This window comes from Serratia sp. JSRIV002 (genome assembly GCF_019968725.1).
Taxonomy (GTDB): Bacteria; Pseudomonadota; Gammaproteobacteria; order Enterobacterales; family Enterobacteriaceae; genus Chania; species Chania fonticola_B.
This window is the reverse complement of sequence record NZ_CP074143.1, coordinates 246,838-269,956: the sequence shown is the minus strand read 5'-3', so window position 1 is coordinate 269,956 and position 23,119 is coordinate 246,838. Positions and strand designations below refer to the sequence as shown.

Genomic DNA, 23,119 nt, shown 5'->3' with positions numbered 1-23,119 from the left:
TGCGAACGGGCAGTTACGATACACAGCCTATGCCACAGCCTCTGGGGCCGTAGGAGCGCGGTCTCTTCCTACGCCATGCGGAATAAATGACAGGATCCAGGTGGCCAGCGAGGTCAGGCCAAGCAGGATCTTGCGCAACGTTGGCGGCGCATAGTCCGCCATGCGCCGGTAGCCGTGAAAACCTAGCATCAGTACGTCCCGCAGGCTGTCCACTGGCCGGTCTTCCGGGAATGCGTCTTGCCACAGTGCCCAGGTATCCGCCCGGGCAAAGGTGCATTGAATAAATTCGATATGTTGGCGGGTCGAGAGTTCGACCAAGCGGACCCCCACCGAGCGGCCATGAGATCGCGTCACCACGCAAGGGAAGCTGAACTCCTGCTGGCCACGTTTAAGCAGCAGCGCAATCTGGTCATGCTCTTGCAACCGATCCGCTACACGCATTTCGATACCCACGCCACCATCGGAGTAATCACGCAACGTACAGGGGAACAGATGTCCGTCAGCCCGGGCTATCGCGGCAGGCATGGCGATCTCTACGCGATGCGATTGCCGTACCTGCCTGGCCTCCACCGCCACGGCCACCGCTCCACCGAGGATGGTCATGTTGTAGATCACCCAAATCAGGCTGATCACCACCGTCATCATCTCGTCCGTCGGGCCGTAGAAAAAGCGCCACACGCCAAAACCCAGACCTGCCAGATTGAGTGTCACCAACAGCAGGTAAGGCCGGGTGATCACCCAATCAACGTGCTCTTGCGTAACCAGCCCGCCTTTGGCGGTGACGTTGAACTTGCCTTTATGCGGGTTGAACAAGGCCACGGTGGTCGGTCGAGCGATATACCAGGCCAGCACGGTTTCGTAGATTTCACTCCAGAAGGAGTGGCGGTATTTACCCTGAATACGTGAGTTGGTCAGGCTGGCGTGGATCATGTGGGGCAGCACATACAACGCAATCGCCAAGGCTGGCGCGAAGATGATGTAAGCATGCATCAACAAAAACGCCAGCGGCGCGGTCAGGAAGATCAGGCGCGGAATACCGGACAGGAAATGCAGCATCGCGTTGGCATAGCACAGGCGCTGGGCAAACTTCAGCCCTTTGCCCAGCAGGGGGTTATCCAAACGGAAGATCTGCACCATGCCGCGCGCCCAACGAATACGTTGGCCGATATGGGCAGACAGGCTTTCCGTTGCCAGCCCGGCGGCCTGCGGAATACGGATATAGGCAGAGGTGTGGCCAAGACGGTGCAGACGCAGCGAGGTATGGGCATCTTCGGTCACCGTTTCCACCGCGATACCGCCGATCTCATCTAATGCCGTCCGGCGCAAGATGGCGCAGGAGCCACAGAAGAAAGTGGCATCCCACATATCATTGCCGTCCTGCACAAGCCCATAAAACAAAGTACCTTCATTCGGCGTCTGGCGAAAACGCCCCAGGTTGCGCTCAAACGGGTCGGGCGAAAAGAAGTGGTGCGGCGTTTGCAGCATCGCCAGCTTCTTGTCTTTAAAGAACCAACCCATGGTCAGTTGCAGGAAAGAACGCGTGGGAACGTGATCGCAGTCGAAGATGGCAACAAAATCACCGCTAGCGTGCTTGAGCGCATTGTTGATATTGCCCGCTTTGGCGTGTTCATGAGTCGGCCGGGCGATGTATTTCACCCCGACCTCGGCGGCAAAGGCTTTAAACTCTGGCCGGTTACCGTCGTCGAGGATATAGATGTTGATTTTGTCTTTCGGCCAATCGATACCAAGCGCCGCATACACGGTGGGTTTCACCACGCCCAGATCTTCGTTGTAGGTCGGCACCAGCAGATCGACGGTCGGCCAGGTGTTACTGTCGGCAGGCATCGGCACCGGCTGGCGATTCAACGGCCACACGGTCTGGAAGTAGCCCAGCACCAACACGACCCAGGCATAGGTTTCCGCCGCCAGCAATAGCAGGCCGCAGGTCAGGCTGAGCGGATCGTCCCAGTTCAGCGTTGAGGTATAGCGCCACCATAAATAACGGCAGGAAACGGTCAGCGACAGCACAATCAGCATCAGGCTGGGTAACCGGCCCGGGATACGCCGCACCACCATGGCAATACACCACAACAGCAGCACAAAAATAAACTGGGCGGGCAGTTCAAAGGGCTGGGAAATGCACAGCAGAGCCAGCAGCCCGGCCAATAGGCCAGCAAAGATAAACAACACCCGACGCACCCGGTGATTCATCCGATTAAGGCGTTGCACCGTACGCTCCTCCATTCCGGCACCCTGCAGGCGTTGCGGCAAGCTTTGCAACCAGTTGGCATAACGCAGTTGCAAACGGTGCCAACCGGCAAAGTAGGATCGTCCCATCGGTGCCGGACCGCTGTGGGTCACTAGCAGCCAAAACCCCTGTAACAAATAACGCAGTGCATCTGCCGGGCGTGGACGATGAGGAGAAATATGGGGGAACCAATAGCTTTGGCCTGCCTGCACCTTTTGCCAACTAGGGGACTCAAACCGCAGCAACAGCCAGCCGATGGCCACCATCAGGGTCGTGAGGCCAGCGGTAAATGCCGGAGCCCCCGCATGGCGATAAGCGCGGTAGCGTTGTTGCACCGCCCGGTGAACGGGAGGCACCAGCAGCAGGCTCAATACCCTGCTCATACCTCGGCGTCCTGCAGGTTGAGCAGACACCAGTTGGCCAGCGTCAGCACTTCGTCGGCCGCCAGACTTTCCGGTCGATACTCTCCCAGCGGCTGCTTGACCGCCATCGCTTCCGCCAGCGCTTCATCACGATGGATCACCAGCGGTAACAGACCTGCCAGCGTTTGCAGCCACAGCTGGTGCAGATCTTGTTGCAACGGACTGGTCGAGGAGTAGTGATTAATCAGCAGGTGGCACCCCGTAGGCAACGGTTGCTGATGTAGGCGCGCATGGCAATTCGCATCGGGGTTAAGCAACAGGAAAACCTGGTCGGCCAACGCCAACTGCTGCTCAATCTGGGGACCGTCACCCGCCGGAATATCCAGCAAGATCCAGCGATACTGCCCAGAAGCACGCAGCTGAGCCAGAAAATCATGCCAACGTTGTGGAGTATCACTCTGTTGCTGCCGGGCTTTGACCCGTTCGGCTACGCTTAACTGGCCAAACGGCAGAAAATCGAGTTTTTTACCGTAACGCATTGCCCCTTGCTGCCAACCGATGCCATCCAGCTCTGCACGAGCCCAGCCCCGGTTCAGTTCGAAGGGCATATTAAAGTGTAATCGCAGCAGGTTGTCCGGTGACAGGTCAATCGCCAGTACCGACTCGCCCAACTGCTGTAGCGCCCAGGCTAACGCCGCAGTGATTGACGTGGTGCCAATACCGCCTCGAACCCCTTGCAGTGCAATGACCGGCATGACTCAAGCACTCCCCGTCTTGTTGGCCAGCTCCGCCAACAGCGGCCAGCGGACCATCATTTGTGCTAGCCGTTCCTGGCGTGCAATATCGATGTAGTTTAACTTGGGCAACGAAAAAGCGCGGCTCAAAGCCTGCAGATCGTCCTGAAGTTCTACCGAAGCTTTCTCCCGAAGCCCTCTTAACGCATCATTATTCATCTTGCCGCCTCATAAAATAGGCTAATGTTAAATGACTATAGCAACGTTCGGAAAAAATTGGGCCAATAAGATGAATCTTAACGGGTATTATCCCTCTAATGGCTAGATTTGCTATGCTAACTGTGACATTACGCTTTTAAAGTGACCCGATCGGGTTTGGTCTACGCCACTTTCAACAAAAGTAGAATAAATCTATGGCGCACTCTTTTTCATTAGGCATCCGACGGATTTGGCAAGAATTGTCGGCTATGCAAACCCCAGGCTTTTACTGGGTGAATATCGATCGCCAGAACGATGCCAATCTGTTTTGCCGGCAGATCATCGCCGCCCAGGAAGAAAATGCCCAGTTGGCACTGATTTGTAGCGGCAATCAGGCAGACATCTTATTGGCCACGCCTCTTTCCCCTGCGATTACAAAATTCCCTTTATATAGCCTGCCAGAAAAAAAGGCGGCGCTACTGCATTTGGCTGACGATCTGATGCGTGAGCTAAAACCCAGCAACCGCTTACTGATCCTGTTGGCCCACGCTAGCCTGTGGCAAACTTTTACCAGCGATGAAATGCGCAACTGGGCCGCTCAACTCGGCCAATGGTTACACCAGCGGCAGTGTACGCTGGTGATACTCAGCCACGGCAGCGGCGTGAGTAAACTCAAAGGCCAGCTAGCCGCCGAGCACCGCATTCTCAACGGCCTGGCCAGCCTGCAGGGGCTGCAAGGCAGTGCCCAGTATCTGGTGCACTGGTGGAGCACGGCAAACGGCATCAATGCCAATCAGTTGTTCACCCTGACCGAAGGCCCGGAAGGCTGGCAAGGGGCAGACGACAGTAACCAACCCTCCCCTACCCCGGAACGCAACGACGAGGGCCTGTGCCTGGCGGAACAACGCATTCTCGAGGGCGCCCCGCCGCTATCGGCCAGTTGGCAACTGTTTGAGGACAATACCAAGTTGATGCAGCGTGGCATGCTGACCATCGCCGCCACGCTGATCTTCGCCCTGTATCAAAGTGACGAAATTGACGAGTTGGCCCATCAGATCCATAGCCTGCGCCGCAGCAGGGGCGACGGACTGAAGATTGTGGTGCGCGAGATGAGCGCCAGCCTGCGCTACAGCGACGAACGCCTGCTGCTGGCCTGCGGTGCCAATCTGATCGTGCCCCACGTGGCACCGCTTTCCAATTTTTTGACCATGCTGGAAGGTATCCAGGGCCAGCGACTATCGCGCCATATTCCGGCGGATATCGATAACCTGCTCGCCGGTTTGCGGCCAATGCAACTGAAAGGCTACCTGCCGCTGGAGGAATTCAGCCGGGCGGTGACTTCCCTTATGGAAAATACCCTGTTGCCGGAAGATGGCAAAGGGGTGATGGTCGCCCTGCGCCCAGCACCGGGGTTGAGCGCCCGCCAGTCGATGACGCTGTGCCATTTGCGGCGTTTTGGCGACATCATGACCGTGGCGCAGAATCGACTGTTCCTGTTCCTTTCCACCTGCCGGATTAACGATCTGGATACCGCACTGAAATTCGTCTTCCGCCTGCCAGTGAGTGAGGCGTTCAGTAACCGAGTAGTGTGGCATCTGGATGTAGATATTATCGATAAAATCAGGCTGATGCGGCAGCATATCGAGTTTTCGCTCCCCGCCAGCAAGCTGCAATCGGCCGCTGTCACCACCCACGCCGTAGAAACGGAACACCAGACCGAACGCCGGGAACCCATTCCCTTCACCCTGATGAGCCTCGGGCAGGAGGAACAGCCATGAACGCACTTGACGATATCGTGCAACTGGTGATCCTGTGCGCCATAGTGTTTATCCCTACGGGATACCTGCTGCATCGCCGTTTCCCTAACTGGCACCGATCTTGGCAGAATTTGTTGTTATCACCGCGCTATTTAAAGTCGGCAGGGCTATGGGTGCGCGCAGGTTCCACCTCTCAAATCAAGCGTAAAAAATAACCATGAGTGACAATAAAATAACGCAACCTAACAATACCTTATGGCGATACTGGCGCGGTCTTGGCGGCTGGAACTTCTATTTCCTGGCCAAGTTCGGCCTGCTGTGGTTCGGCTATCTGAACTTCCATGCGCTGCCCAACCTGGTGTTTATGGCCTTTTTACTGATGCCGATCCCGTCGCCGCGCTGGCACCGCTGGCGTCACCTGATCGCCATTCCTATCGGTATCGGTTTGTTTTACCACGATACCTGGCTACCGGGGATTAACAGCATCCTTAGCCAGGGCTCGCAGCTCACCGGTTTCAGCGCGGATTATCTACTGGAGCTGACCAACCGCTTTATCAACTGGCAGATGATTGGCGCCGCCTTCGTGCTGCTGATTGCCTACCTGTTCCTGGCCCAATGGATACGCATCACGGTATTTACCGTGGCGGCATTGGTGTGGTTGAACGTGGTCAATATTGCTGGCCCGGCGGTCTCCTTGCTGCCTGCCACCCATACCGCTACGGTGACGGATACCCCGTCTACACCGGCCACGGCGAGCACGCCAGGCGGCAATCTGCCTGCGGCCAATGGCCCACCGACCAATGCCAACCTCACGGCCTACCTGGAGCAGTTCTACCAGCAGGAAAAAGCCCGAGCGACCACCTTCCCGGCCACCTTACCCGCCGATGCCCAGCCGTTTGACGTGCTGATCATCAACATCTGTTCGCTGGCCTGGGCCGATCTGGACGCCGTCAATCTGCGCAACCATCCGCTGTGGGCCAAGATGGACATTATGTTCACCAACTTTAACTCAGCCACCGCGTACAGCGGCCCGGCGGCCATCCGCCTGCTACGCGCCAGCTGCGGCCAGCCTTCGCATCACGATCTGTATCAACCCGCCAATCAGCAGTGTTATCTGTTTGACAACCTGGCCAGGCTGGGCTTTAAACAACAGTTGATGCTGGATCACTCTGGCGTGTTCGGTAATTTCCTGAAAGAGCTGCGTGAGCAAGGTGATATGCAGGCTCCGCTGATGTCCCAGGCAGGGATCGGCAATGAGCTGGCCTCATTCGACGGTGAACCAATCTATAACGACCTACAACTGCTCAACCGCTGGCTCGATCAGCAGAAACAGGGCGGCGATGCCCGCACCGCCACCTTCTTCAACCTGATCCCGCTGCATGACGGCAACCGCTTTGTCGGGGGTAAACAGACCGCCGATTATCAGCCTCGAGCGCAAAAGCTGTTTGATCAGTTGAACACCTTCCTTGATGAGCTTCAGAAATCCGGACGCAAGGTGATGGTGGTGATCGTGCCGGAGCACGGTGCGGCGCTGGCGGGCGACAAAATGCAGATGTCTGGCCTGCGGGATATCCCAAGCCTGAACATTACCCATACGCCGGTTGGTATCAAACTGGTAGGGATGCAGGCCCCGCACCAGGGCAGCCCGGTGGAGATTAAAACGCCGAGCAGCTATCTGGCGCTGTCTGAGCTGATTTCCCGTCTGGTGGATGGCAAGGTATTCAGCGCGCCAAGCGTCGACTGGCAAGTGCTGACGCAGAACCTGCCGCAGACTGCGGTGATCTCGGAGAATGACAATGCCATCGTGATGCAGTATCAGGGCAAGGCGTATATTCGCCTTAATGGCGGGGATTGGGTGCCTTATCCCCAGTAACTGGTGAAGGGAGTTTTGCGGTTATAGACTGAAACTGCAGACATTCCCTCACCGGGCTCAAAATATAGGGGCGCGGCATGCTGCTCCCCGTTTTGAGTTGATTGGGGAATTTTTGCAATCTTCGGTTAATTAGACCTGGCTCGAGACCAAAGCACCTTCGATCAGATATGGAAGACTCGCCCACCGCCTTCCGGCATCTCTACAGTCAGACTCAACTTCCCACCCATAGCTTCAATATAGCGTTTTAGCGTCGCTAACTTTACGTCATTACCACGCTGCTCTATTTGTGCAACCGCGGATTGGCTTACGCCCATAGCTTCGGCCAGGCTTTTCTGTGACAGTTGCAGCTCATCACGCATCAGTTGCAAACCTGTTTCTAGCATCATTTCGTCGGCCATTTCCTTGATACGGGCTTGGCTCTCAAGAGAACGGGCAGCGACTGCATCACGTAACGTTTTCATTTGGATACCTCTTGTGTGGCTAAATACGCCGTAAATTCATCATCCGCTATTCGGATCATTGTCTCGTAAAAACGCTTATCATTACTTTTATCACCAGCGCACAACACAATGGCTTGGCGTTTGGGGTCGAAAACAAAAAAGGCACGGATTGGGCGGCCCGAATACTGAACACGCAGCTCTTTCATATTCTTGTATCTTGAACCTTTTACCGTGTCAGCGTAAGGACGTGGCAGTTGAGGCCCATACGTCTCCAGGTTCATCAGGTCAGCCAGTACCTTCTCCTGCATCCCTTCTTCCTGCTCTTGCAACCAAGAATCAAATGTCGAGGTAAAAATAACAGTCCACAAAGCCCTCTCCTTTATAAGCTACAACTTATAATTAATTCTATAAGTCATAACTTATAGCGTCAACAATATCGACTAAAAAGTAATCACCATGGGATTTGCTTCGCATCTATAAGTAAAAAAACGCCGGTATCGCTACCGGCGTCAGATTGAAGATCGAGTGTTAATGTCGCTGAGGTAACCGGGCGCAGCACGCAGAGTATCTAGGTTGCGAGCCCGGTTAGTAGCCTCAAGACCCAGCAGCTTCGTCCTGGTCGACGGCAAAGCAGGCCACCATCTGATCGCCATACTGCTTGAGCTGCGGTTGCAGCTGGGTGCAGGTGCCAAAGGCACGGCGGCAGCGGGCGTTAAACGCACAACCCGGCGGTGGGTTCATCGGGCTTGGTAGCTCGCCGGTCAGCTTGATACGCTCCCGGCGCATGTCCGGGTTCAGGCGCGGTGTAGCGGAAAGCAGTGCCTGAGTGTACGGATGGCGCGGATTGTTGAAGATGGCGTCTTTACTGCCCTTCTCCACGCAGCGGCCAAGGTACATCACCATCACTTCATCAGCAATGTGCTCCACCACCGACAGATCGTGGGAGATGAACACGTAAGACAACCCCAGATCCTGTTGCAGATCCATCATCAGGTTCAATACCTGCGCACGCACGGACACGTCCAGCGCAGAGACCGGCTCATCGGCAATCACCACGTCCGGGTTGAGCATCAGCCCACGCGCAATGGCAATACGCTGACGTTGGCCGCCGGAGAACATATGCGGGTAACGGTCGTAATGCTCGGTTTTCAGGCCGACCTTCGCCATCATCTCCAGCGCTTTCTCACGCCGTTCGGCGCTGCTCAACGAGGTGTTGATCAACAGCGGCTCCTCGAGGATCTGCCCCACCTTCTTACGAGGGTTAAGCGATCCGTAAGGATTCTGGAACACGATCTGGATCTTCTGGCGGCGCAGCTTCTCTGCCGTCACGTCCGGCTTAAGCAGATCTTGCCCCTGATAGTACAGCTCACCACCGGTAGGGATTTCGATCATGGTCAGCAGGCGGCCCAGCGTGGACTTGCCACAGCCAGACTCCCCAACCACCGCCAGGGTTTTACCACGCTCAAGGGTAAAGGAAACCCCGTCCAGCGCCTTCACCAGTCGTTCCGGGGCAAACAGCCCCTTCTTGACCGGGTAGTGTTTTTTCAGGTCAATGGCCTGCAATAAAGGGTGGTTCTGGCTCATACGGTCGGCCTCCCCGCATCATCCAGCGGTGTGTGACATTTAACCTGACGGCCGGGAATGCTGCGCAATTCCGGCTCTTCTTCGCGACAGTGTTGGGTAGCATACGGGCAACGCGGGTTCAGCAAGCAGCCTTCCGGCCGATCGTACTTGCCCGGCACCACACCAGGCAGCGAGGCCAAACGAGCCTTGTCGGTAGCAAACTCCGGCAACGCACGCAGCAGCGCCTGGGTGTACGGGTGGCGCGGCGAACGGAAAATTTCTACCGCCTTGCCAGATTCCACCACTTGCCCGGCGTACATCACGATGATGTGGTGCGCCGCTTCCGCCACCAGCGCCAGATCGTGGGTGATCAGCAGCAACGCCATGTTTTCACGCTGTTGCAGCTCGAGCAGCAGCTCAATGATCTGGGCCTGAATGGTCACGTCGAGCGCGGTCGTCGGTTCATCCGCAATCAGCAACTTGGGCCGGCAGGCGATCGCCATGGCGATCATCACACGCTGGCTCATCCCGCCAGAAAGCTGATGAGGGTAAACGTCCAGCCGCGAGGCCGGATCGGGAATGCCTACCTGATTGAGCAGGTCGATAGCACGTTGGCGACGAGTGCGGCGATTACCGCCCTGATGCACCTTCAGCGCTTCCATAATCTGGAAACCGACGGTATAGCACGGATTCAGGCTGGTCATCGGGTCCTGGAAGATCATCGCGACTTCAGAGCCCACCAGCTGGCGGCGCTCTTTTTCCGAGATTTTCCGCAGATCCTGGCCGTTGAACTCCAGCTTATCGGCCATCACCTTGCCGGGGAAATCGATCAACCCCATGATTGCCAGCGAACTGACGGACTTACCGGAGCCGGATTCGCCGACGATGCCAACCACCTGCCCCTGTTCTACGCTGTAGCTGATTCGGTCTACCGCGCGGAACGGCGCACCTTCGTCACCGAAGTGCACCGAAAGCTTGTCTACATTTAATAACGCCATTCTCTCTTCCTCTGTTACTGCTTGAGTTTGGGGTCGAGAGCATCACGCAAGCCGTCCCCCATCAGGTTAAAGGCCAAAACCGTCAGCAGAATGGCCACCCCTGGGAAGGTCACAACCCACCAGGCACTTTGCGCGAACTGCAACACGTCGGAGAGCATAGTGCCCCACTCCGGCGTTGGCGGTTGCGCACCCATACCCAGGAAGCCGAGAGCGGCCATATCCAGAATGGCGTTCGAGAAACCGAGAGAAGCCTGCACGATCAGCGGTGCCAGGCAGTTTGGCAGGATATTGACGAACATCTGACGCGCCGCCCCAGCCCCCGCCACGCGGGAAGCCGTCACGTAATCGCGGTTCACTTCCACCAGCACCGCAGCGCGAGTCAAGCGGACATAGTGCGGCAAAGCAACGAAGGTCAGCGCCAGCGAGGCGTTAACGATCGAGGGCCCAAACACCGCCACCAGCACCAACGCCAACAGCAGGCTTGGCAGTGCCAGCATGATATCGACCACGCGCATGATGATGGCATCGACTACGCCGCCGAAATAACCGGCCAACAGGCCGAATACCACGCCCATCACCAGCGAAAGCACCACCACCAGGCAGCCGACCAGCAACGAGAGCCTGGCACCGTACATCAGCCGCGACAGCACATCACGGCCGACATCGTCGGTACCCAGAATAAACTTCCAGCTGCCGCCATCCTCCCAGACCGGCGGTCTAAGCAGGGCATCACGGAACTGTTCGGCAGGCGCATGTGGAGCCAGGAACCCGGCCCCCACGGCAACCACCAGCATGACCACGATATAAACCAGGCCAACGACGGCCCCTTTGTTGCGCTTGAAATAGTGCCAAAACTCCTGGAACGGGGTCATTGGCTTCGGCGCACCTTTCACTACAGACTCGGTCATTTGAGACATCAGAGCGCCCCTTATTTCTTGTGGCGAATACGCGGGTTGACCACGCCGTAGAGCACGTCTACCAGCAGGTTAACCAGAATAATCATACAGGCGACCAACAATACGCCGCCCTGAACAACCGGATAATCACGGCGTTGCAACGCATCCATCAGCCAGCGGCCAAGCCCCGGCCAGGAGAAGATGGTTTCGGTCAGGATCGCCCCGGCCAGCAGGGTACCAACCTGTAGGCCGATCACCGTCACCACCGGCAGCAAGGCGTTACGCAACGCATGCACCACGATCACCCGCATACGGCTCACACCCTTGGCGCGCGCAGTACGGATATAGTCTTCACCCAGCACTTCCAGCATGGAGGAACGGGTCATACGCACGATAACCGCCAGCGGGATGGTGCCCAACACGATGGCAGGCAGGATCATATGCATCACGGCGTCGATGAAATCACCCGGCTCACCCCAGAACAGGGTGTCGATCAGCATAAAGCCGGTCAGCGGCAGGCTGTCATCGAGGAAGACCGTATCGCTTATTCGCCCCGATACGGGCGTGAGGTTGAGCTGTACCGAGACCAGCATGATCAGCATCATGCCCCACCAGAAGATCGGCATTGAATAGCCGGTCAGGGAGAGACCCACGGCGGTATGGTCAAACACCGAACCTCGCTTGACGGCCGCCAGCACCCCCACCGGGATACCGACAATCACCGCGAAGAGCATCGCGCACAGGCCCAGTTCCAGGGTGGCCTTAAAGCGCGGCACAAACTCTTCCCACACGGAGATACGGCTTTTGAGGGACGTCCCCAAATCGCCATGCAGCACGTTGGTGACGTAATTGAAGTATTGGTGATAGAGCGGTTTATCCAGCCCCATCTCTGCCATGAGTTGTGCATGGCGCTCTGCGGAGATCCCGCGTTCCCCGGCCATAATGGTCACCGGATCGCCGGGGATCATATGGACGAATGCAAAAGTCAGCAACGTTATGCCGATAAACGTTGGGATAACTAACCCCAAACGTCGGAGTATGAACTGCAACATATCCCGAACTCTCTGTATAAAGTGCCTGGCAGCTCATCGTCCGCCAGGCTTATTAAAACTCACACGCTTCACGACATTCTTCTGGGGACGGGAATGCAGGGGCGCAACGTATTGCGCCCCTGCAGATTAACTATCCCAGTCCTTCAACCCGCCTTGGTAGGCTTAGTCCAGAGAAACGTTCTCAAAGTGATGTTTACCAAGCGGATCGACCACATAGCCCTTCACTTCTTTACGCACTGGCTCGTAAACGGTGGAGTGGGCAACAATCAGCGCCGGGGCCTGATCGTGCATGACTACCTGAGCCTGTTTGTAAAGTGCGACGCGTTTGTCGTGGTCTGCTTCGGCACGGGCCGGTTGGATCAGATCCTCAAACGGCTTGTAGCACCAACGGGAATAGTTGGAACCATCTTTAGCGGCCGCACAGCTGAACAGCGTGGCGAAGAAGTTGTCTGGATCCCCATTGTCACCGGTCCAGCCCATCATGACCGTCTGGTGCTCACCGTCTTTGGCACGCTTGAGGTACTCGCCCCACTCGTAGGTGACGATCTTGGCATTGACGCCAATCTTCGCCCAGTCGGACTGGATCATCTCAGCCATACGACGTGCGTTCGGGTTATACGGACGCTGTACCGGCATCGCCCACAGATCGATGGAGAAGCCATCTGGCATGCCTGCTTCTTTCAGCAGCTCTTTGGCCTTGACCGGATCGTAAGTGTAGTCTTTGATCTCGTCGTTATAGCCCCACATGGTTGGTGGGATCAGGTTCTTGGCAGGTTGACCCGCCCCCTGATACACCGCATCCACGATGGCCTGCTTGTTCACCGCCATGGTCAGTGCCTGACGCACCTTCACGTTATCCAGCGGCTTCTTCTCGGTGTTGAACGACAGGTAGCCGACGTTCAGGCCAGGCTGTTCCATCAGGTTGATGGTTTTGTCCTGCTTCATGCGAGCGATGTCTGCCGGGTTCGGGTACGGCATGACCTGGCACTCGTTTTTCTGCAGTTTGGCGTAACGCACAGAGGCATCTGGCGTGATGGAGAACACCAGGCGATCGATCTTCGGTTTGGTGCCCCAGAAACCGTCAAAGGCCTTGTAGAGGATTTTGGAGTCTTTCTGGTACTGCAACAGTTGGAACGGCCCGGTACCCACAGGGTTCAGGTCCACTTTCTCTGGCGTACCGGCTTTCATCATCTTGTCGGCATATTCTGCAGACAGAATAGAAGCGAAGTCCATGCCCAGGTCAGCCAGGAATGGCGCTTCTGGACGGGTCAGCGTGAAGCGAACGGTGTTGTCGTCCACTTTCTCGACTTTGCTGATCAGATCCTGCATGCCCATACCCTGGAAGTATTCATAGCTGCCGCCAGAAACCTTGTGGTAAGGGTGGTTTGGATCGAGCTGACGCATGAAGGAGAACACCACGTCGTCGGCATTCAGTTCACGGCTAGGTTTGAAATCTTTGCTGTCCTGCCACTTCACGCCTTTGCGCAGGTGGAAGGTATAGGTTTTGCCGTCCTCGCTGACGTCCCACTTCTCTGCCAGGCCGGGTTCCAGTTCGGTGGTGCCCAGTTTGAACTCAACCAGACGGTTATAGATTGGCACTGAGCTGGCATCATAGGTGGTACCGGAGGTGAACAACTGCGGGTTGAACCCTTCAGGAGAGCCTTCAGAACAGTAAACCAGCGTCTTTGCCTGCACGCTGGCCGCAACGGTCAGCGCAATCAGGCCGATACCGAATTTCAGAATCCCTGATTTACCCAAGGAACTTGTCATCGCTAGTGCTCCGTATGTGATGTGGTGTGTGTATTACCGCCAGAGCCTAATATTTTTTGTTACGCGGCCTGTGCGGTCAGTGCCCGAAGGCAGGAGGAATAAAAAGCGCGAGAATGCCGGATGGAACGCATCACGGCGGGGCGTTTGAGCGAGTGAATTCCACTCATACACCTCTCACTCTTATCCCTGAGGGTACCAAATTGCCAACTGTTTGGGGTGCCGTCAATATAACCAGTAGGGATTTACCTAGACTGTGAGAAACAGCAAGCAAACATAAAAAAAACCTTTCAGCAACATTTACAGCATTAAAACTTGTGCTACCGGTTAAATCTTGGCGTCATGAACCAGCGTTAAGGACCTATCCAGCATTAACCTCCAATAAAAAACCAAAAAAGATTATTGCTGAATGATGAATATCTGAGCGGTTATTTTTGTGATCCTGGTAAAAGACAGGAGGAAATGCTGGGGCACTACCCGAAAGAGGGAGCTGGGTGGAGGGGTTGTGCGTGAGGGATTTCTTACCATTCCGCTGGCTACTGACCCCACGTTGCGAGTGGACTCGCAACCATTAAAAGAGCCCTCTTGCCAGCCTCTACTTCCCCTCACACTATTGATGCCTAGCTAGAGGTAGACATTTTTTGCCATACGGGCAGGAGTTGCTCGTCGCGTTGAGCGGGATGTCAAAGCTGTGCATACGGATCTTCAGGCGTTGTTGGCTTGCGGCATCGTTGATAAGGGTACAGCCGGGGTGATTTTCCCCTACGACCAAATCCATTTCGATTTTGTCATTGGTAAGGCAGCCTGAGCAATAAACTCCAGACGTAAAAAAGCCCGCTTAAAAAAGCGGGCTTTCTTGAATGTACTCAGCGAGAGAGGATTCACTCGTATCGTCCATGATACTCGCCACTTCGGGGTATCGCTGACGCGATATGCAAATCTGTTCCCGACAGATTTGTCGACCTCCGCGGAGGTTCTCATCCTCATAAACTCCAGACGTAAAAAAGCCCGCTTAAAAAAGCGGGCTTTCTTGAATGTGGTCGGCGAGAGAGGATTCGAACCTCCGACCCACTGGTCCCAAACCAGTTGCGCTACCAAGCTGCGCTACTCGCCGATGCGGGGCGCATCTTACTGCCGGGCCGTATACGCGTCAATCTCTTTTTCACCCCCGCACACCAAGTGGCGCTAAAAGCGCCAAACAGGCCAGTATCTGAGCGGATACGGCCTTTCAGGTTCGGTTTACAGCACTTTGGCGTCCGCTTTACTCTGCGGCAGACGACACCAGTTATTGCTCTCAACAATACCACCGTCTGGCGAGGTGTAACCCAGGCAGCCGAGGATAGAGTCAAACAGTTCTACGTGACGGTGCGGCTGGCCCACACGCTGTTGGGTCTGCAACTGCTCAAACGCACTCTTGTGCTGTGGGTCTTCGAGGTATTTATCGGAAGCCCAGACGATCATCGGCACACGGAACTGCTCCGGCGGGGCCATTTCACGCGGCGTACCATGCAGGTGCGAGTTTTCACCAATGGATTCGCCATGGTCGGCCGCGTAGAACACGATAGCCTTCTTATCGCGCACCTGGTCAATCACACTGTCGATAAAGGTATCGGTGTACAGCACCGAATTGTCATAGGCGTTAATCAAGCGCTCTTTGGAGCAGAACTCATCCACGCCCATGCATTCCGGCTGATAACGAGCAAAACTACGCGGATAGCGCTGTGAATAGAGGTAATGCGACCCTTTAGTATGCAGGATCACCAGATGCTTACCGTTGGGATGGCGGGCCAGCGACTCTTTCATCTCATCCACCAACAGCATATCGTCCACCGATTTACCGTCGTTACGCTTCTCTGAGGCGATCATTTCACGGAATGAATAATTATCTACATCAGTATTGTTGTAGAACCATACCTCGCTCTGCATCGCGAACAGTTCGGAACTGAAGCCCAGCTCTTTCAGTACGGCAAAGATATTCTGCTCTTTCAGGGTTCGCTGCGGGTTATCCGAGGTACCATGCTCGCGCACGAACATACAGCGCAACGAAAGCTTGGTAGAGGTATCACAAGATTCCCCACGAAATGCCACCAGGTTTTTCTCCTGCGACAGCTTTGGCGTGGTATCACGCTCATAGCCCAGGATGCCCATATGATCCCAGCGGGTGGTTTCACCGATGATAAACACCACGTAGGTGTCATCAATGCCCTCTGGCGCAACATAGGTAAAGTTCTTGCTGGGATCGAACATGTTGGCTGCATCCGAGCTTTCATCATAACGGGTATAGGCAAACAGCCCCAGCGCCGAAAGCCAGTTGGAAGGCAGATAAGAGTGCGCAACCACCCCCCCATAGCTCGGCAGATCGATATTGGTGATCTTTTCCTGTGCGCTTTGCTCTTTATCCAAGGTACGCAACGGCAGCCACACCAGCGCGACCACCGCCAACATGATCAACAGTGGCTTAAGCCGCTGCCCTGGCGTTTTCATTTGTTCGATCAGGGTATCGCGAAGGTTATTGCTCCAGATGCACAGCAGCGGCAAAGCGCTGACCACGATCATCCACAGCACAAAATTCAGCCCGACCACCTCTTTGGAGAGATCGATATCGGTGGTCATCACCGAAACGATAATCCCATAGCCAATCACCACGTTGAAGAACGTCATGTAGTAACTGGCAGCGACGGAGATCAATACCAGCAAAGAGGCGACGATGCGGTAAAACAGCCGGCCCCCGAGGGATACCAGCCGCATGATAAAGAAGGTGAACAGGACAATGGCAATGACTTCTGTCACCGCAGAAACCACCTTGATCCCCTGAATGCCGTGCGCAAAAGAATCAAAACGACGATAGAAAACGGAAAGGTTTAAAAAGATGCCGATATAGATCGCTAACAATAACGATAAATTCTGCTGTGATAGCGATTTAACTTTGTTCATGTAACGCAGTGGCTCCGGGCTTCAAGTTCTGAAACCATCAGACAGTCGATATGCCCTCAGGTTCAGCCGATGGGCAATAAGCATCATTCTGCAGAACAGAATCAAGAAAAATCTCACTAAACGAGCATTTTTTGCCAATTTTGTGAGAAAAATAGCGGGGAGACAGGACTTGTGAATGGGGGAGCACTGTCCCCCTCTTTCACCGGTTATTGGCAGAGAACATTATTTAATGTTAAGGGTTACATCGATATTGCCGCGCGTGGCGTTGGAGTAGGGGCAGACCACATGGGCTTTCTTCACCAAGTCTTCCGCGACGCTACGCTCAACGCCCGGCAAGCTGATATCCAGTTGAACCTCAATGCCAAAACCGTTGGGGATCTCACCGATACCGACGGTGCCCTCGATGGAGGCTTCAGCAGGAATTTTCACTTTTTCCTTCGAGGCGACAAACTTCAGTGCCCCCAGGAAACAGGCCGAATAGCCCGCGGCAAACAGTTGCTCAGGGTTGGTAACCTCCCCACCGGCGCCGCCCATCTCTTTCGGCACGCCTAATTTCACGTCCAACACGCCGTCGGATGAAGTTGCACGGCCGTCTCGGCCACCGGTTGCCTTGGCATGGGCGCGATAAACCACTTTCTCAATAGACATAGATCGTTCCTTTTCGGGTTGGTGACCCGATCCAGTGTAGACCATTCTGCGCGTAGCCCAGGCTCGCACAACCGACGTTAAGCACGGTATGCTAAGTTCTATCTATCGGATGCCACAGGGAAATCAAAGCATGACTGACACCTTGGCCGAACGCGCCCGCCGCTATGCCACCAAAGCGCATGGAGCGATCGATCAGCGCCGCAAATACACGAACGACCCGTATATTGTGCATCCACAGGCAGTGATGGAGATTGTCAGCAGCGTGCCGCACAGCGAAGAGATGCTGGCTGCGGCCTGGTTGCATGACACCGTGGAAGATACTCCCTCTACGCTGGCCGATATCGAAAGCCATTTTGGCCTGCAGGTTGCCAGCCTGGTCGCTATGCTGACCAACGTCAGCGTCGGCAGCGCGGAAAATCGCTATCAACGCAAGAACCGCGATCGTCGCCACAGCGCCAATGCCTCCCCACAGGCCAAAACTATCAAGCTGGCCGATTTGATCGACAACACCCGTTCCCTGCTGCAATACGATAGCCACTTCGCCAAAACCTACCTGGTGGAAAAACAGCGCCTGCTGGAAGTGCTGACCGAAGGCGATCCACAGCTGTGGCGGCAGGCTAGCTATATCATCGAACAGGGCTTGCAGGCGCTGCAGCTGCCTCCGCATAACGTCCCGGCCCGTTGGTTTGACCATGCCCGGCAGCGATATCAGGCAAACGAGGTGACGTAAGCTTGAGATAGGTGGGAGACATAAGCACTGCTATGGCCCCTCACCCTAGCCCTCTCCCACAGGGAGAGGGGACCGATCGAGTTGACTATCATTTGCAGAAATTACCTGGCCATTGCCCCCAATCAGATCCCTTTTAGGCAGGACAAAGCGATCGCAGCACCCGACCGCAACACCGGGGCAGCTCCCTCTCCCTGTGGGAGAGGGTTGGGGTGAGGGGCCTGTTTTCCTGAGTAATTACTTGATCTTCAAGCTGCTGCCGTTGCTGTGGATCACATCACGATACCAGTAGAAACTCTTCTTGCGGCGGCGCTCCAGGCTGCCCTTACCTGCATCATCGCGATCGACATAAATAAAGCCGTAGCGCTTCGCCATCTCCGCTTTGGAAGCACTGACAAGATCGATCGGCCCCCAACTGGTATAACCCATCACCTCAACTCCATCGTCGATCGCTTCCGCAACCTGCACCAGATGATCGTTGATATAGTCAATGCGGTAATCGTCGTTGATGCTGCCGTCGGCCTCGATGCGGTCTTTCGCCCCCAGGCCGTTCTCGACGATAAACAGCGGTTTCTGATAGCGGTCATACAGCACGTTGAGCAGATAGCGCAGCCCCACCGGGTCAATCTGCCAGCCCCATTCCGAGCTTGCCAGATGCGGGTTAGGCACCATGTTGAGGATATTGGCCCGGGCTGTCTGGTTCTTTTCTTCGTCGGTGGTGACACAGCCACTCATATAGTAACTGAACGAGATAAAATCGACGGTTTCGCGCAGCGCCTGCTTATCTTCCTCGGTGATCGTCACCTGAATGTCGTTCTCACGGAAGAAGCGCTTCATATAGGCCGGGTACGCACCGCGTACCTGTACATCACCGAAGAACATCCAGTCGCGGTTCTGGCGCTGGGTTTCCAACAGGTCTTCCGGCTTGCAGCTCAGCGGATAAAGAATACCGCCCAGCAACATATTGCCGATCTTACCGTCCGGCACGATCTCATGGCAGGCTTTTACCGCCTTGGCGCTGGCTACCAACTGATGGTGGATCGCCTGGTAAATCTCGCTTTTGCTGCTGTCTTCCGGCAGACCCACGCCGGTGAACGGCGCATGCAGCGACATGTTGATCTCATTGAAGGTCAGCCAGTGTTTGACCTTGTGCTTGTAACGCTCGAACACCGTGCGGGCGTAACGCTCGAAGAACTCAATAAGTTGGCGATTGCCCCAACCGCCATACTTTTGCGTCAATGCATAGGGCATTTCGTAATGCGACAGGGTGATCAACGGCTGAATGCCGTATTTTGCCATCTCGTCGAGCAGTCGATCATAAAATGCCAGCCCGGCTTCATTCGGTACTTCTTCGTCCCCTTGCGGGAAGATACGCGTCCAGGCGATCGAGGTACGCAGGCACTTGAAGCCCATCTCGGCAAACAACGCGATATCTTCAGGGTAACGGTGGTAGAAATCGATCGCCACATCCTTGATACCGCTGTCTCCGGCAACGCGCGGCGTCAGCCCGCCAAAGATCCCTTGGGGTTGCAGATCTGACGTCGAAAGGCCTTTGCCATCCTCCAGATACGCGCCTTCTACCTGATTTGCCGCGACCGCGCCGCCCCATAGAAAATGCTGTGGAAATTTGCAACTCATCGCTTTCTCCTCAATAAACCTGATTAACGTAATAGTGTCAGCAGCGGTGCCTGTTCCTGCACCGGGCTTTGGCCGCTGGTGAGCACATCGACATAGTCGTCACTGTTGCTGATGATGATCGGCGTGGTGGTATCGAAACCTGCGGCACGGATCGCCTCTTGGTCAAACTCGATCAGCAGATCGCCCTGTTTAACGCGATCGCCCTCTTTGATGTGGGCGGTAAAATGCAGGCCGTTAAGCTTGACGGTATCGATACCCACGTGGATGAGCACCTCAGCCCCCTCATCCGATTCAATGCCGATGGCGTGCTTGGTTTTGAACAGCGATGCCACATAGCCATTGACTGGGGCCACCACACGGCCCTGGTGCGGCATAATGGCCACGCCTTTACCCAGCAGGCCGCTGGCAAAGGTGGCATCCTGAACCTGTTCCAACGGGATGATGTCGCCAGCAATCGGGCTGGTGACCTGCTGCTTGCGGTTGAGAGATGCCTGTGGAGCTGGGGCCGGGGCCGCTTCAGCCGGTTGTTCCGCTGGCGGTACGAGGCCGAACAGATAGCTGGCAATGGTCGCAAACACAAACGATACCAAGGTACCGGCAATCGCCCCCAGGACCGTCGCATCAAAGCCGCCCGCCGGAATGATCTGGGCAAAGGTGAAAATACTGACCAAACCAAACGAGTAGGTTGCCGTGTGGAAGTAACCGATCACCGCACCACCCAGCGCCCCGCCAATACAGCCGAAAATAAATGGCCGTTTGTTTGGCAGCGTGACCCCGTATACAGCAGGCTCAGTAATACCGAAGATACCGGCGGTAACGGCAGAGCCCGCCATCACCCGCAGCTTGGCATCGCGGGTACGCAGCATTACGCCCAACGTAGCCCCCACTTGCCCCATCACCGCAGGCAGCAGCAGTGGAGACAGAGTGTCACGGCCAAACACGCTCATATTGTTGAGCATCAGCGGTATCAGCCCCCAATGCAGGCCGAAGATCACACAGACCTGCCAGGCCGCGCCCATAAAGGCACCGGCCACGATCGGGTTGAAGGCATAGATAGCCTGATAGCCATTGGCCAACATCAGGCTCAGCCAGGTAGCCGCCGGGCCAATCAGCAGGAAGGTGAGCGGCACGGTGATCACCAGGCACATCAACGGCGTCACGAAATTACGCAGTGCGCTGTGCAACACGCGGTTAAATAGCGGCTCCAGGCGGCAGGATACCCAGGCGGCAAAAATGATCGGAATGACCGACGAGCTGTAGTTGATAAAGGTAATAGGGATGCCGAGGAAATACTCCGGCTGGGCACCCGGAAGCTGAGCCGCCTCAAAAGCCCCCATCATCAGCGGATGCGTCAACGCTCCACCAATAGCCATGGTGACAAAAACGTTACCGCCAAATTTCTTACCTGCGGTGTAACCCAGCATGATCGGTAAGAAATAGAACAGCGCGTCACTCGACGCAAACAACAGCTTGTAGGTGCCGCTACTCTCCAACAGCCAACCACAGGCCAGGCTCAACGCCAGGAAGCCCTTCAGGATCCCCGAAGCCGCCATCACACCAAGCAACGGGGTAAAAATGCCGGAAACCACGTCGATAAAGCGGCTGAGCAGGTTTTCCTGTTTATCTTCTTGTGCATTGGCGGGCGTTTCCTCACCCGCACCAAGCTGCGCATTCAAGGCGTTATAAACCTCCCCGACGTGGTTACCTACCACCACCTGGAACTGGCCACCGCTTTCCACGACCATGATGACGCCCGGATTTTTCTTCAGCGCCTCCGCATCCGCCTTACCGTGTTCTTGCAGTTTAAAACGCAGGCGGGTGGCGCAATGCACCAGGCTTTTCACATTGTCGCGGCCACCGACGCCGGCCAAGATCTCACTGGCTAATTCCTGATATTTCATGGTTGCATCCTTAACGCTTAACCTTGCTGCTCCCCAGACACGGTGATGGCCAATCGTCGTGGAGGAATTCAGCGCAAAAAAAAACCTAAACCTCGCGGCCTCTGATCCCAACATGGGGAAACAGAAACTCGAGGTTTAGGTTTTGCCTGCCAAAGCAGTGACAACCCTAAATCGGTTGAGCTATGACGGTAACATTCTGTTTTTCAGTGCGGCAAGGCTTTCCGCCACAAAGTTGCCGAAGTGTGATCCGGTAGACAAAATCCCCTGTCATCCCTTCAGCACTTTTGTAGCGCTACCCAGCCACAAAAAACATTACATAATTTAACCTATTTCCGGAGTGTAATTTACAGTAAAGACATGTCTTAACACGCAACAAAACATAATCAATAAAGACTAAAACCATTAAATAACATCGAATTACGATTTATTTTCGACCTGTTTGTTTCATCGACCTTATCATTATACTCATTTTTGAGTAGCCTAAAAACCCTCTTAAAACCCGTATAAATACTAAGTAAAATCTTAATTGGCCTAGAAAACACATCAGAAGCACTAACTAAAGATGGACAAATATAGTTCGGAGTATTATTACTAGACTCCAGAAAATTTGTTTTAGGGAACGTAGTCGCCATGGCATTACGTACAGAGCTTGGGCGGGTGTTGATTACCGGTGCCGGTGGCCGAGTGGCTACCGTGTTCAGGCAGTTCGCTGGCCATCGTTACGATTTTCGCCTGGCGGAAAAAAAAGCTGGCCTGATCTCTCATTTGCGGCCCAATGACGAGGTACTGACGTTCGATATCACCGATATCGAGGCTTGCCGGGCAGCCTGCGCCAACATCGATACCGTGCTGCATTTGGCTGCCGATCCTTCGGCGGATGCCGATTTCTGTTCTTCACTGATGAACAACAACATCCTTGGTACATTCAACATCTTCCGGGCAGCGAAAGACGCAGGCTGCCAACGCGTGGTGTTTGCCAGCAGTGCACAAGCGGTGGAAGGCTATCCATTGGATTACCAGGTGCGCCCGGACGATGCGCCGAAGCCGAAGAATATGTACGGGGCCAGCAAGGCGTTTGGCGAAGGGATCGCCGCCTATTTTGCCCATCAGGAGGGGCTTTCTGCACTGTCGGTGCGGATTGCCAACTTCACGACGTTGGAAGCGGGGCAACAGATCAGCGCGCGGGATATGAGCGCCTTCCTGAGCCACCGGGATGCCGCCGATCTGCTCGATCGCTGCATCCGCGTTACCAACGTGCAGCATGCGGTGGTGCATGGCATCTCTAACAATCGCTATAAGCGACTGTCGTTAGAGGAGACCACGCGACTGCTGGATTACTACCCCGAGGACGATGCGTTTACCCTGCTCGGGTTTAGCTGAGTG

General features: G+C 55.3%; 19 protein-coding genes and 1 tRNA gene. 5 read left to right on the top strand and 15 right to left on the bottom strand.

The features are described from left to right. Window positions 1-27 precede the first annotated feature (27 nt). The 3 genes from bcsA to bcsR are packed head-to-tail and all read right to left on the bottom strand — an operon-like array spanning window position 28 to window position 3,563. The gene (gene bcsA, locus KGP26_RS01175) at window positions 28-2,631 is read right to left on the bottom strand and encodes a UDP-forming cellulose synthase catalytic subunit (RefSeq protein WP_059199121.1); all 2,604 of its coding nucleotides are present in this window, start codon (window positions 2,629-2,631) and stop codon (window positions 28-30) included. Then, window positions 2,628-3,365 (bottom strand): cellulose biosynthesis protein BcsQ, encoded by a 738-nt coding sequence (gene bcsQ / locus KGP26_RS01170; protein ID WP_059199122.1) that lies wholly within the window; start codon window positions 3,363-3,365, stop codon window positions 2,628-2,630. The genes bcsA and bcsQ overlap by 4 nt, the downstream gene beginning before the upstream one ends. Window positions 3,366-3,368: 3 nt before the next feature. Further along, window positions 3,369-3,563: a cellulose biosynthesis protein BcsR gene (bcsR, locus tag KGP26_RS01165; protein ID WP_021807733.1), complete on the bottom strand. Its 195-nt coding sequence runs from the start codon at window positions 3,561-3,563 to the stop codon at window positions 3,369-3,371. A gap of 194 nt (window positions 3,564-3,757) precedes the next feature. Between bcsR and bcsE the strand changes: the two genes are divergently transcribed. The 3 genes from bcsE to bcsG are packed head-to-tail and all read left to right on the top strand — an operon-like array spanning window position 3,758 to window position 7,172. Continuing rightward, window positions 3,758-5,320: a cellulose biosynthesis protein BcsE gene (bcsE, locus tag KGP26_RS01160; protein WP_223664917.1), complete on the top strand. Its 1,563-nt coding sequence runs from the start codon at window positions 3,758-3,760 to the stop codon at window positions 5,318-5,320. Then, window positions 5,317-5,514: a cellulose biosynthesis protein BcsF gene (gene bcsF, locus KGP26_RS01155; protein ID WP_021807731.1), complete on the top strand. Its 198-nt coding sequence runs from the start codon at window positions 5,317-5,319 to the stop codon at window positions 5,512-5,514. The genes bcsE and bcsF overlap by 4 nt, the downstream gene beginning before the upstream one ends. A gap of 2 nt (window positions 5,515-5,516) precedes the next feature. Further along, window positions 5,517-7,172, top strand: a complete 1,656-nt coding sequence (bcsG, locus tag KGP26_RS01150) for a cellulose biosynthesis protein BcsG (protein WP_094982245.1) — start codon at window positions 5,517-5,519, stop codon at window positions 7,170-7,172. Window positions 7,173-7,333: 161 nt separating this feature from the next. Here the strand turns inward: bcsG and KGP26_RS01145 are convergent, their stop codons facing one another. The 10 genes from KGP26_RS01145 to KGP26_RS01095 form a co-directional block, all read right to left on the bottom strand. Beyond that, a complete protein-coding gene (locus KGP26_RS01145; RefSeq protein ID WP_021807729.1) occupies window positions 7,334-7,633 on the bottom strand; it encodes a helix-turn-helix domain-containing protein in 300 nt (99 codons plus the stop codon). Continuing rightward, the gene (locus KGP26_RS01140; RefSeq protein WP_371822216.1) at window positions 7,630-7,920 is read right to left on the bottom strand and encodes a type II toxin-antitoxin system RelE/ParE family toxin; all 291 of its coding nucleotides are present in this window, start codon (window positions 7,918-7,920) and stop codon (window positions 7,630-7,632) included. The genes KGP26_RS01145 and KGP26_RS01140 overlap by 4 nt, the downstream gene beginning before the upstream one ends. A 286-nt stretch (window positions 7,921-8,206) precedes the next feature. Beyond that, window positions 8,207-9,196 carry a dipeptide ABC transporter ATP-binding subunit DppF gene (dppF, locus tag KGP26_RS01135; RefSeq protein WP_021181580.1) on the bottom strand — a complete coding sequence of 330 codons (990 nt, stop codon included), beginning with the start codon at window positions 9,194-9,196 and terminating at the stop codon, window positions 8,207-8,209. Continuing rightward, complete coding sequence (dppD, locus tag KGP26_RS01130; protein ID WP_021807726.1) at window positions 9,193-10,173, bottom strand: dipeptide ABC transporter ATP-binding protein; 981 nt, start codon at window positions 10,171-10,173, stop codon at window positions 9,193-9,195. The genes dppF and dppD overlap by 4 nt, the downstream gene beginning before the upstream one ends. 14 nt (window positions 10,174-10,187) lie before the next feature. Beyond that, the gene (gene dppC / locus KGP26_RS01125; RefSeq protein WP_037376575.1) at window positions 10,188-11,090 is read right to left on the bottom strand and encodes a dipeptide ABC transporter permease DppC; all 903 of its coding nucleotides are present in this window, start codon (window positions 11,088-11,090) and stop codon (window positions 10,188-10,190) included. A gap of 11 nt (window positions 11,091-11,101) precedes the next feature. After that, entirely contained in the window at window positions 11,102-12,121 is a 1,020-nt protein-coding gene (gene dppB / locus KGP26_RS01120; RefSeq protein ID WP_037376574.1) for a dipeptide ABC transporter permease DppB, read from the bottom strand. A 162-nt stretch (window positions 12,122-12,283) separates the two neighbouring features. Continuing rightward, complete coding sequence (dppA, locus tag KGP26_RS01115; RefSeq protein WP_223500644.1) at window positions 12,284-13,891, bottom strand: dipeptide ABC transporter periplasmic-binding protein DppA; 1,608 nt, start codon at window positions 13,889-13,891, stop codon at window positions 12,284-12,286. A 1,034-nt stretch (window positions 13,892-14,925) separates the two neighbouring features. Next, window positions 14,926-15,002: transfer RNA gene (locus KGP26_RS01105), tRNA-Pro, on the bottom strand. A 125-nt stretch (window positions 15,003-15,127) separates the two neighbouring features. Then, the gene (eptB, locus tag KGP26_RS01100) at window positions 15,128-16,822 is read right to left on the bottom strand and encodes a kdo(2)-lipid A phosphoethanolamine 7''-transferase (RefSeq protein WP_223664916.1); all 1,695 of its coding nucleotides are present in this window, start codon (window positions 16,820-16,822) and stop codon (window positions 15,128-15,130) included. A gap of 222 nt (window positions 16,823-17,044) precedes the next feature. Continuing rightward, on the bottom strand, window positions 17,045-17,470 hold the full coding sequence (locus KGP26_RS01095; protein ID WP_024486966.1) for an organic hydroperoxide resistance protein: 426 nt from the start codon (window positions 17,468-17,470) through the stop codon (window positions 17,045-17,047). Between the two features lie 130 nt (window positions 17,471-17,600). Here KGP26_RS01095 and KGP26_RS01090 point away from each other — a divergent pair, with 130 nt between their 5' ends. Beyond that, window positions 17,601-18,200 carry an HD domain-containing protein gene (locus KGP26_RS01090; RefSeq protein ID WP_021807723.1) on the top strand — a complete coding sequence of 200 codons (600 nt, stop codon included), beginning with the start codon at window positions 17,601-17,603 and terminating at the stop codon, window positions 18,198-18,200. A 234-nt stretch (window positions 18,201-18,434) separates the two neighbouring features. On the opposite strand, the gene KGP26_RS01085 is transcribed toward KGP26_RS01090, so the two are convergent. Both KGP26_RS01085 and bglF read right to left on the bottom strand, forming a co-directional pair. Continuing rightward, the gene (locus KGP26_RS01085; RefSeq protein WP_223664915.1) at window positions 18,435-19,835 is read right to left on the bottom strand and encodes a glycoside hydrolase family 1 protein; all 1,401 of its coding nucleotides are present in this window, start codon (window positions 19,833-19,835) and stop codon (window positions 18,435-18,437) included. Between the two features lie 23 nt (window positions 19,836-19,858). Beyond that, window positions 19,859-21,736 (bottom strand): PTS beta-glucoside transporter subunit IIABC, encoded by a 1,878-nt coding sequence (gene bglF / locus KGP26_RS01080; RefSeq protein WP_094983250.1) that lies wholly within the window; start codon window positions 21,734-21,736, stop codon window positions 19,859-19,861. A gap of 630 nt (window positions 21,737-22,366) precedes the next feature. On the opposite strand from bglF, the gene KGP26_RS01075 reads away from it, so the two are divergent. Beyond that, a complete protein-coding gene (locus KGP26_RS01075; protein ID WP_223664914.1) occupies window positions 22,367-23,116 on the top strand; it encodes an NAD(P)-dependent oxidoreductase in 750 nt (249 codons plus the stop codon). The last annotated feature ends 3 nt before the right edge of the window (window positions 23,117-23,119 follow it).